The following is a 10,660-nucleotide window of genomic DNA, read 5'->3' as shown; positions in this document are numbered from 1 at the left end:
CCCAGGCTTCGAGCCTCAGGTGGGCGGGCGGCGTACGTTCTGCACGGGGGAGGGGGTCGGCGGCTCGGTCAGCCCATCGCCATCCCGCTGGCCGGTGCGCTGGCGAACCAGGGGGAGTGCAGGTCGAGGTAGCGCATGTCCTGCACCTGGGCCATCTCGTCCTCGAACTCGCGGCGACGGTCCTCGGGCAGCTCCTTCTTCTCGCCGACGCGCGCCTCCTCCTCGCTCCGGAACGCGATGGTCTCTGTGAAGAAGCCGTCCTCGTCGATCGCAATGGTGCCGCCGATGATCTCGGGACGCTGCTCCTGGAGCATGTCCATCGGCTGGTCCATGAAGCGCCGGAACCGCTCGGGGTCGCTGAGCCGGCCCTGCATCACCTGCACGAAGCCGGCGTCGTCGGACCCGCCGTTGAGGAACATCTGTGCGTTGTCGCAGTCGTGGAACATGACGTCACCGTCGAAGCACTCCTGCATCTTGCTGAACCACTCACCCTGCTCGGGCCTGGTGGAGTTCCTGGCCGCGGCCTCACGGCTCTCGAACCGCACCACGCCCACGAACTCGTCGTCGTCGGTGATGCCGTACGTCCCGCCCAGCCAGCCCGCGGCCGTCGGTCCCAGCTGCTCTCGCCACTCGTCGGTCAGCCGGTGCATTCGGTCCGCGTCCCGACACTTTCCCTGGATGATCTGGATGAACACCTCGAAACCCTCCGCTCTCTGCAGGGGCCGCTTCCCACTGAAGTGGTCCACCTGACGAAGTTACGCCGGGGGCGGGGCCACGTCACCGGACATACCGGGCCGTGCGCCGAGCGGTCAGCCAGGCGCGGGCGCGACGCGCGAGGTCACCCGAAGAGCGCCCCGACGACCTCGCGGAAGGTCGCGGTGTGCAGGTCGACGTCGGCGAGGCTCGTCTCGGGGCACATCAGGGCCATGTTGTGGAACGGCGTCATGAGGATGCCGCGGTTGCACATCGCGAGGTGGAGGTAGGCATCGAGCACGTCGTCGGCAGCCGAGGCGGACTCCTCACCGCTGCGAGGTGCGGGACGCGCGAAGCGGTACTCCRCCCGGGCGCCGAGCCGGCTGATCGACCAGGGGACGTCCAGCTCGTCGAGAGTCGCCTGGACCCCGGCCGTGAAGGCCGTCGCCAGCTCGGTCATGTGGCTGAAGGCGTCCTGCGTCAGCACCTCGTCGAGGGTGGCCCGCATCGCCGCGGTCGAGAGGGCGTTGCCGGCCAGGGTGCCGCCGACGCCGCCCACGTCGACGATGTCGGCGTCACCGGCATCGGTGTGGCGGGTGACCGCATCCGCGACCTCGTGGGAGATCCCGTAGGCGCCACACGGGATCCCACCGCCGATCGACTTGCCGATGACGAAGATGTCCGGCTCCAGCGCCCACTCGCGGGTCGCGCCACCCCACCCGGCCGAGAAGGTGTGCGTCTCGTCGATCATCAGCAGGGCGCCGTGGCGGGTGGCGAGCTCGCGCAGCCCTGCCAGGAACCCCTCGTCGGGGAGCACGATCCCGATGTTGGTCAGGGCGGGCTCGGTGAGGATCGCGGCGACGTCGCCGTGGGCCAGCGCCGCCTCGACGGACGCGAGGTCGTTCCACGTCGCGACCCTCGTGGTGAGGTCGAGGTCGACCGGGGGAGCGACGTTGCCCGGTCGGCTCTGTGCCTTGCCGTCGGGACCCGGCAGGGCGAACGCCTCGTCCACGGAGCCGTGGTAGCAGTAGGCGAACACGAGCACCTTGGGCCGGCCGGTGGCGAGCCGCGCCAGCCGGATCGCCCAGCGGTTGGCGTCGGTCGCGGACAACGTGAAGCTCCACAACGGCATACCGAAGCGTCGCTCCAGCTCGGCGCCCACCCACTGGGCGTCCGCGGTCGGGAGCATCGTCGTGAGGCCACCCAGGTCGCCGGCGCGGCGCTGCACGGCGGCGACCGTCGCGGCAGGGGAGTGGCCCGCCATCGCGCCGGTGTCGCCGAGGGCGAAGTCGACGTAGGTGTGGCCGTCCACGTCGGTGACCCGGTTGCCACTGGCGCGGTCGAGGTAGAGCGGGAAACCACCGGACCACATGTTCATCCACGTCATCGGCACGCGGCCGAAGAGGTTGCCGGCCTCCTCGAACAAGGCGCGGCTGCGGGGGTGGCTGTCGGTGTATGCCGCCTGCTCGCGGTTCAGGAGTGCCGTGAGCCGGGCGCGGTCGATGGAGGGCATGGGGCCACGCTAGGACCGGGGGGAGGCCGGTCGCAGGCGAGTGCGGATTCCGTTGCGGCGGAGGGTCAGCCCTTGACGTAGGAGAGCTTCTCGCAGATGAGGCCGTCCCGGAACCGGACGACGTCCACCCCGCGGACGTGGCCCGGCGCGCCCTCGGCGTCGGTCCAGCCGTAGGACCACCGGAACACCGCCCGGTCGCCTGCGACGAACTGCTCCTCGGTCGTGAAGAGCGGGTCCGTGGTCTCGGCGAACATCTGGGTCCACACGGCGCGGACGGCGTCTGCTCCCTCGTGGCGGACGCCGTCCGGCGCCGGCCCGGTGGCCTCGAACACGCAGTCCGGCGTCATCTCGAGCAGGGCCGCGTCCATGTCACCGTTCCCGAAGGCGCGCAGGAAGCGTGCTGCGCAGGCGTGGTTGGGGCCCCATTCCGAGTCCCGACCGAAGGTGGCGAGCAGGTCGGCCTGGGAGCCGCCGTGGGAGATGGCCCGCGGCGCCACCGCCCCCGAGCTGCGGTAGGCCTCCTCACGCTGGGCGAACCAGCCGGCCACACCCGCCGCCAGCGTCGGGTCGAGCCGCCGGTCGGTGCCCGTCGCCGCCGACAGGTCCCAGGAGTGGATGAGGTGGTCGGCAGCGAGCTGCCACACGTACTCGGCCACGTCGGTGTCGCCGAACGAGAGCGGCACCGTGCCACCCTGGGGCAGCCGCTCGGCGACGGACGTCGTGGCTGCCTTCGCCGCATCGATCGACCTGGCGATCGGCTCGTCGCCGAGCAGGTCGCCGTCCAGGCTGGAGCCCACCTCCTCGATGGTGCGGCCCTCCAGGAGGGCAGCGGTCCACAGGTCCTCCGACGTGATGTGGTTCACCAGGTCGCGGACGCTCCACTCGCTGCAGGGCGTCGGGGAGTCCCACTGGTCCTCACGCACGGCGACGACGACGTCGGCCCAGCGCTCGACCGTGCGGTGGTACAGCGTGTTGAGGTCCATCAGATCGCTCCGCTCTGCAGTGCCGTTCGGGTTGCCTGAACCCACCAGTCGAGGTCCGTCCTCTCCCGGGCCCGGATCGCCGGGTCGGGGTGCTCGACCGCGTCGAGCGCCTTGTTCCACCCCAGCCAGACCATGGCCGACAGCAGCCCGAGGTGCATGGTCCGGTCATCGCACGCCGAGCCGGCCGCCGCGCGGTACCAGCCGATCAGGTCCTCCCTCGTCGCCTCGACGACCGAGGAGCAGCCGGCGACGAACCTGGCGATGTCGAGGGCCCCCGGTCCCTGCGTCGCCATCGCCCAGTCGAGGAGGACGAGGTCATCACCCTCGAACGCCATGTTGACCGTGGCGAGGTCACCGTGGGCCAGCGTCGACGGCGAATTGTGCAGGGCGGTGACGAGCGGTGCGGGGTCGTCGAGCAGGCCGAGCACGGGGCCCGCGACATCGGCCGGAACGGTGTCGGCGAACAGCTCCCAGCCACGCAGCGCCAGCCGCATGAGCTCGACATCGACGGCGGCCTCCCGGATGCGCCGTGGCGTGAACAGCGTCACGACCAGGTCGAGGGGAGCCAGACCCGGCGGTGCCTGGCCGAGGAAGGCGCGGTGCAGGGAGGCGACCGCGGTCATCATCCGTGCGGCCTGGTCGGCCGAGAGCCGGTCGTCCCACGTCAGGACGCGGTCGCCCAGGTCGCGCAGCACCAGGACGGTGCCGTCACCCTCGACCCAACCGTCCACCACGGCATGACCGACCCCCGGTGGCAGCCGGTCGAACACGCCGTCGCGCCACAGGACGTACTCCCTGGACGGCCCGCCGCCGGTCATGGCGAGGGTCACGTCGTGCCGGGGGTCGACCCGCTTGACCACGAGGGCACGCCCGTCCCGGAGCCGGACCCGTTCGAGTCCCGCTCCGGACTTGCCCACGTGGTCCGACACCACCGTGCGTTCCACGACGTCGCGCAGGACGTCGCCCGCTGCCACGAGTACACCGTGGCACGGTCCGCGTCGGCCCACCATGGCCCGATGGAGCCACCCGCCGGAAGGTGCCTAGGCTTGCCCCATGGCCAGGCAGCGCGTTCCCGAAGGACCCCCACCCGCGCTGGCGGTACAGAAGCTGCGGATCCGGTACGCGAAGCGGGGCCGGCTGCGGTTCTCGTCCACCCGGGACTTCCAGCGCGCGCTCGAGCGGGCCCTGCGACGGGCGGGGGTGCCGATGGCGTTCTCGGCGGGCTTCCACCCCCACCCGAAGATCAGCTACGCGAACGCGGCGCCCACCGGGACGGCCAGCGAGGCCGAGTACTTCGAGATCTCGGTGACCGAGCGGGTCGACCCGGAGTCGGTGCGACGGGCCCTCGACGAGGCGCTGCCCGAGGGGCTGGACGTGCTCGAGGTGGTCGAAGCGGCGCCGGGTGCGCTCGCCGACCGGCTCCAGGGCAGCGACTGGGTGATGGACTTCCCGGGGCTCACCGCCGAGCAGCTCCAGCAGGCCGCCGACCAGCTCCTCGCGCTCGACCGGGTCGAGGTCACACGGACCTTCAAGACCGGCCCGAAGACGTTCGACGTGAGATCGGCCGTCGTGTCGATGACCACGGAGCCGTCCCAGCGCCCCGACTGTGCGATACTGCGGGTGGTTGTACGGCACACCACACCGGCCGTACGCCCCGACGACGTCCTGACCGCGCTGCGAGCAGCCACGGAGCTCACGCCACCGACACCACCCCTGGTGACCCGACTGGCGCAAGGCCCGCTGCGACCCGCAACCGCTGGGGTGGCTGATCCACTGGCTGCCGACAAGGACGACGACGGCGCCTGACTTGGTGCCGCGCGACCTGCGCGAGCCTCGACGGGCGTAGCCCACCCGACTTCCGTGTCGACGGCATCCCGCCACCGACACGACGCAACACCGCGCACCACGTGGCCGATGGGAGAGTCCTTCAGGATTCTCGGTGTGGCCTTCGCCCGTGGGTGACGGAAGGGCGCCACGGATGGCCTCCAACGAAGACCTGTTCAGCTCGAACTCCTCAAGCTCCTCTGACGGCTCAGACGCCGCGGGCAGCTCCACGCAGGACGCTGCCGGCGACACGGGCGTGAGTGCTCCGGCGCCCGCCCGCAAGCGTGCCCGACGGGCGACCAAGAAGGCGTCCGCGCCCGCCCCGGAGGCGACGACCGACTCAGGGTCGTCCGCTGTTGCGGAGGACGTTCTCGCGCTGGACGCCGCCCTCGGTTCCGCCGGGACGGATGCCACGGACGTGACTGACGCCGCCGCCGCGGCCGACACGCCGGTCGCGGCGAAGAAGACCGCCAAGAAGGCGGCTGCCAAGAAGACAGCGAAGAAGGCCACCGCCAAGAAGGCGGCTCCCAAGAAGGCCGCCCAGGCCGCCGACCCGGTTGCCGTCGACGACGAAACCACCGTCGACACCGAGCCTGCGGCACCGGCCCCGAGGACCAGGTCCCGTCGGGCGTCCCGCGCCACGGCCGAGCCCGTGGTGCAGGAGACCATCGACGACGAGGCCCCCGAGGCCATCGAGGACGAAACGACCGAGGACGAGGCCGCCGAGGCCGAGGCTGCTGCTGCGCCGAGCTTCGGCGTGGTGTTCCAGGCGCCCGACCCCACAGCGGCCCGTCGGACGCGCCGCCGCGCGGCCACCAAGGCAGCGGGACCGCCGCAGGTCGCGGAGGTCCTCCCGGCCGCCGAGGCGGACAGGGCGGTCGACGCAGACCAGACCGACGGTGAAGACGAGGCCGTCGAGGTGCAGGAGGCTCCCGCGCCGCGCCGCCGCCGGGGCCGCGGAGCCAGGCAGCAGGCCGGCACCCAGGGTGACGCAGCCGGCCGAGAGGGCGACACTGCCGACCGCACCGAGGACGCCGAGCAGGCCGACCAGCACGAGGACGGTCAGGCAGGCGACGACTCCGACGGTGGTTCCGAAGGCGGTCGCCGTCGGCGCCGCCGTGGCGGCAAGGGTCGCGGCCGCGGTCGCGGTCAGGCCGACTCCGACGCGGGTGCGAGCTCCGACGAGGACGACGAGCCGTCGTCCGAGGGTCCTGACTCCGACGCGAGCGATGACCAGGGTGGGGACGGCGACGCGTCGTCGAGCCGTCGTCGCCGTCGTCGTCGCCGCAGCGGGTCCTCGGCCGAGGGGGACGACCCGCCCGGCACCGTGACCCGCGTGCGTGAGGCGCGCCGCGACGAGCCGCAGAGCGTGAAGGGCTCGACCCGCCTCGAGGCCAAGAAGCAGCGTCGCCGTGAGGGACGCGAAGCAGGCCGTCGTCGCACGATCATCACCGAGGCCGAGTTCCTCGCCCGTCGCGAGAGCGTCGAGCGCGTGATGGTCGTCCGGGAGCGCGAGGGTCGCACCCAGATCGGTGTGCTCGAGGACAACGTCCTGGTCGAGCACTACGTGTCGCGGGAGTCCAACGCGTCGATGGCGGGGAATGTCTACCTCGGCAGGGTCCAGAACGTGCTCCCGTCCATGGAGGCCGCCTTCGTCGACATCGGCAAGGGCCGCAACGCCGTGCTGTATGCCGGTGAGGTCAACTGGGACGCCGCGGGCCTGGAGAACAACCAGCCCAAGCGCATCGAGAACGCCCTCAAGTCCGGTGACACGGTCCTGGTGCAGGTCACCAAGGACCCGATGGGTCACAAGGGCGCCAGGCTCACCAGCCAGATCTCGCTCCCGGGCCGCTACCTCGTCTACGTGCCCGAGGGCTCGATGACGGGCATCTCACGCAAGCTTCCCGACACCGAGCGCAGCCGCCTCAAGGGCATCCTCAAGGAGGTCGTGCCGGACAGCGCCGGCGTCATCGTGCGCACTGCTGCCGAGGGTGCGAGCGAGGAGGAGCTGCGCGCGGACGTGGAGCGCCTCACCAAGACGTGGGACAAGATCAAGGGCAAGGCCGACTCCAAGGGCAAGGCCAAGGGTGGGTCCCCGTCCCTCGTCCACGGCGAGCCTGACCTCACCGTCCGGGTCATCCGCGACGTCTTCAACGAGGACTTCACGTCCCTCGTGGTGGCCGGCGACCAGGCCTACGGCGAGGTCAGCGACTACCTCGGCGACGTCGCCCCCGACCTCGCCGAGCGCCTCCAGAAGTGGACCTCCGAGGAGGACCTGTTCACCCGCTACCGCGTGGACGAGCAGATCGCGAAGGCGATGGACCGCAAGGTCTGGCTGCCCTCGGGCGGCTCCCTGGTCATCGACCGCACCGAGGCGATGACGGTCGTCGACGTCAACACCGGCAAGTTCGTGGGCTCGGGTGGCAACCTCGAGGAGACCGTCACCAAGAACAACATCGAGGCGGCGGAGGAGATCGTCCGCCAGCTCCGGCTGCGCGACATCGGCGGCATCATCGTCATCGACTTCATCGACATGGTCCTGGAGAGCAACCGCGACCTCGTGGTGCGGCGCCTCCTGGAGTGCCTGGGCCGCGACCGGACCAAGCACCAGGTCGCCGAGGTGACCTCGCTCGGCCTGGTCCAGATGACCCGCAAGCGCGTCGGGTCGGGCCTCATCGAGGTCTTCTCCGAGAACTGCGAGCACTGCGGTGGCCGCGGCATCATCGTGCACGCCGACCCGGTCGACAGGTCGTCCGGTGGCGACGGCCGCGACAGCCGGGACAGCCGGGACAGCGGTGGCGGCAGCCAGGGTGGCGCCGGCTCGAGCGGCCAGAACTCGCGCAGCGGCCGTGGCCGTCGCGGGCGGTCCGGCTCCTCGGCACCCGAGGCAGAGCTTGCGCCGCAGCCGGTCCACTCCGGTCCGACTCCGGCCCAGATCGCCGCAGCCGCCCACGCGGCGGCCCTGAAGTCCGCCGACCACCACCACCACGACGACCACGACGAGGACCACGACCAGGTCGGGCAGGACGCCCCGGTCGTCGAGGTGCACGAGGACGTCGACCAGGCCCAGCCCGACCAGCCTGCCCCGGAGACCGCTCCCGAGACCGCTCCCGAAGCTGTCCCGGAGACTGCCGCCGAGGTCGCCCCTGAGGCGCTGACGGCGCCCGAGCCGGCACCCGAACCGGTCCGCGAGCTCGCTCCCGAGCCCGTGGCCCTGGCCCCGAAGCGGCGCAAGCGCGGCCGCGTCGTGGCACCCGCCGGCCCGCCGCGCGCAGGCGCCGGCGACGCCGACGGCGAGCCCTCCGCGGAGGCGACGGCAGAGCAGGCCTGAGCCGTGCGGCATACCGGTGGATGACCCGTCGGTGTGCCGCACGACCGCCGGTTTGGTCGGCAAGGCCCCTAGCCGGTAATCTTCATCCTTGGTGCGCCCACCATCCGGCGTCCGCGGCTGAGTTCAATCCCAGCGCGGGTAGCTGCTGGCTGGTCAGACAGAGAGCGCGTGCCTTCCGAAGTAGAAAAGAGTTCCACGTGTACGCGATTGTTCGCGCTGGTGGTCGCCAGGAGAAGGTTTCCGTCGGCGACGTCCTCATCATCGACAAGGTCAGCGGCAAGGCTGGCGACAGCATCGACCTGACCCCCCTGCTCGTCGTCGACGGCTCGACCGTGACCAGCGACGCTGCCAAGCTCGCCAAGGTCAGCGTCAAGGCTGAGGTCGTCAAGGCCGCCAAGGGCCCCAAGATCACGATCATGAAGTACAAGAACAAGACCGGCTACCGCAAGCGTCAGGGCCACCGTCAGCACCTGACCCAGGTCAAGATCACCTCGATCGACGCCTGAGTTTCGGACCAGAACAAGACATAGGCAGGTACTGACATGGCACACAAGAAGGGTGCGTCCTCGACCCGCAACGGTCGCGACTCGAACGCACAGTTCCTCGGCGTCAAGCGCTTCGGCGGCCAGCTCGTGAACGCGGGCGAGATCCTCGTCCGCCAGCGTGGCACGCACTTCCACCCCGGTGACGGCGTCGGCCGTGGCGGCGACGACACGCTGTTCGCGCTCGTCGCGGGCAACGTCAAGTTCGGCACGAAGCGTCGGCGCAAGGTCGTCAACATCGTCCCGCTGGAGACCTCGGACGCCAGCTGACCTTCCGGGCGTAGCAGGAGATCAGGAACTTTCGGTATGCCGCGTGGCCAGGCCACGCGACGCACCGCACCGGAGGGGGCGGGCCCGACACGGGCCCGCCCCCTCCGCACGTCTTTACCTAGAATTCCCTTACAGACCAGAGGAGCCCCCATGACCACGTTCGTCGACCGCGTCGTGCTGCACGTCGCTGCCGGCGACGGCGGACACGGAGTGGCTTCCGTCAAGCGCGAGAAGTTCAAGCCGCTCGGAGGCCCGGACGGGGGCAACGGCGGGCGTGGCGGCAACGTCATCCTGCGCGTCGACCCGAACGCCACCACCCTGCTCGACTACCACCACCACCCCCACCGCAAGGCCACCAACGGCAAGCCCGGCGCCGGAGACGAGCGCAACGGCGCCGACGGTGGCGACCTGGTGCTGCCCGTCCCTGAGGGCACCGTCGTCAAGGACGGCTCCGGGGAGGTGCTGATGGACCTCGTCGGGCTCGACGGTGAGTTCATCGCCGCCAAGGGCGGTCGCGGAGGGCTCGGCAACAAGGCGCTGTCCTCTGCCCGACGCAAGGCGCCCGGCTTCGCGCTGCTGGGCGAGCCCGGGGACGCCCTCGACATCGTGCTCGAGCTCAAGTCGCTGGCTGACGTCGCGCTGATCGGGTTCCCCTCCGCCGGGAAGTCGTCGCTCGTGTCGGTGCTGTCGGCCGCGCGTCCCAAGATCGCCGACTACCCGTTCACCACGCTGGTGCCCAACCTCGGCGTGGTCCAGGCCGGTGACGCCCGGTTCACCATCGCGGACGTCCCCGGGCTGATCCCCGGCGCCAGCGAGGGCAAGGGCCTGGGGCTGGAGTTCCTGCGCCACGTCGAACGGTGCTCGGTGCTCGTGCACGTCATCGACTGCGCGACCCTCGAGCCCGGGCGCGACCCGATGACCGACCTCGACGTCATCGAGAGCGAGCTCGCCCAGTACGTGATCGATGCGACCCTGGGTGGCCGCCCGCTGGCCGAGCGCACCCGCATGGTGGTGCTCAACAAGTCCGACGTCCCCGACGCGAACGAGCTCGCCGAGATGGTCAAGCCCGACCTCGAGGCGCGCGGCATCGAGGTGTTCGTGGTGTCCGCCGTCGCCCACACGGGGCTGCGCGAGCTGACGTTCGCCATGGCCCGTCAGGTCAAGGAGGCCCGCGCCGAGATCGAGGCCGCCGCAGCGGCGACCCCGCAGCGCATCGTGATCCGGCCCAAGTCGGTCGACGACACCGGCTTCAAGGTCATCCGGGAGAACACCCCGGACGGCGAGGTGTTCCGCATCGACGGGGAGCGGCCCACCCGATGGGTCCGCCAGACCGACTTCTCCAACGACGAGGCCGTCGGCTACCTCGCCGACCGGCTCGGGCGGGCCGGCGTCGAACAGGCGCTGTTCGCCGCCGGCGCGGTCGCCGGAGCCACCGTGCTCATCGGTCCCAAGGACGACGCGGTCATCTTCGACTGGGAGCCCACCCTCGTGGCCGGCGCCGAGA

General features: G+C 71.2%; 9 protein-coding genes. 5 read left to right on the top strand and 4 right to left on the bottom strand.

Annotated features, from left to right (window positions below):
• Positions 1-68: 68 nt before the first annotated feature.
• The 4 genes from AC1DVZ_RS18355 to AC1DVZ_RS18340 form a co-directional block, all read right to left on the bottom strand.
• A complete protein-coding gene (locus AC1DVZ_RS18355) occupies positions 69-695 on the bottom strand; it encodes a hypothetical protein (RefSeq protein ID WP_477619636.1) in 627 nt (208 codons plus the stop codon).
• A gap of 143 nt (positions 696-838) precedes the next feature.
• A complete protein-coding gene (locus tag AC1DVZ_RS18350; protein WP_477619635.1) occupies positions 839-2,206 on the bottom strand; it encodes a transaminase in 1,368 nt (455 codons plus the stop codon).
• Between the two features lie 65 nt (positions 2,207-2,271).
• Positions 2,272-3,189, bottom strand: a complete 918-nt coding sequence (locus tag AC1DVZ_RS18345; protein WP_477619634.1) for a TIGR03086 family metal-binding protein — start codon at positions 3,187-3,189, stop codon at positions 2,272-2,274.
• A complete protein-coding gene (locus AC1DVZ_RS18340; RefSeq protein WP_477619633.1) occupies positions 3,189-4,163 on the bottom strand; it encodes a protein kinase family protein in 975 nt (324 codons plus the stop codon). The genes AC1DVZ_RS18345 and AC1DVZ_RS18340 overlap by 1 nt, the downstream gene beginning before the upstream one ends.
• Positions 4,164-4,242: 79 nt before the next feature.
• On the opposite strand from AC1DVZ_RS18340, the gene AC1DVZ_RS18335 reads away from it, so the two are divergent.
• From AC1DVZ_RS18335 to obgE, 5 genes are all read left to right on the top strand, one after another.
• Positions 4,243-4,995 carry a TIGR03936 family radical SAM-associated protein gene (locus AC1DVZ_RS18335; RefSeq protein ID WP_477619632.1) on the top strand — a complete coding sequence of 251 codons (753 nt, stop codon included), beginning with the start codon at positions 4,243-4,245 and terminating at the stop codon, positions 4,993-4,995.
• Positions 4,996-5,167: 172 nt separating this feature from the next.
• Positions 5,168-8,344, top strand: coding sequence for an Rne/Rng family ribonuclease (locus tag AC1DVZ_RS18330; RefSeq protein ID WP_477619631.1), 3,177 nt, complete (start codon positions 5,168-5,170; stop codon positions 8,342-8,344).
• A 197-nt stretch (positions 8,345-8,541) separates the two neighbouring features.
• Positions 8,542-8,850, top strand: a complete 309-nt coding sequence (gene rplU, locus AC1DVZ_RS18325; protein ID WP_140741724.1) for a 50S ribosomal protein L21 — start codon at positions 8,542-8,544, stop codon at positions 8,848-8,850.
• 36 nt (positions 8,851-8,886) lie between these two features.
• Positions 8,887-9,156 (top strand): 50S ribosomal protein L27, encoded by a 270-nt coding sequence (gene rpmA / locus AC1DVZ_RS18320; RefSeq protein WP_477619630.1) that lies wholly within the window; start codon positions 8,887-8,889, stop codon positions 9,154-9,156.
• Between the two features lie 150 nt (positions 9,157-9,306).
• Positions 9,307-10,660 (top strand): GTPase ObgE (gene obgE, locus AC1DVZ_RS18315; RefSeq protein ID WP_477619629.1); only part of this gene is annotated, 1,354 nt, incomplete at its 3' end.

The sequence above is a fragment of the Pedococcus sp. P2_E5 genome (assembly GCF_056403895.1).
Note: the sequence above shows the minus strand (reverse complement) of the source record. Positions and strands in the feature narration are given on the sequence as shown.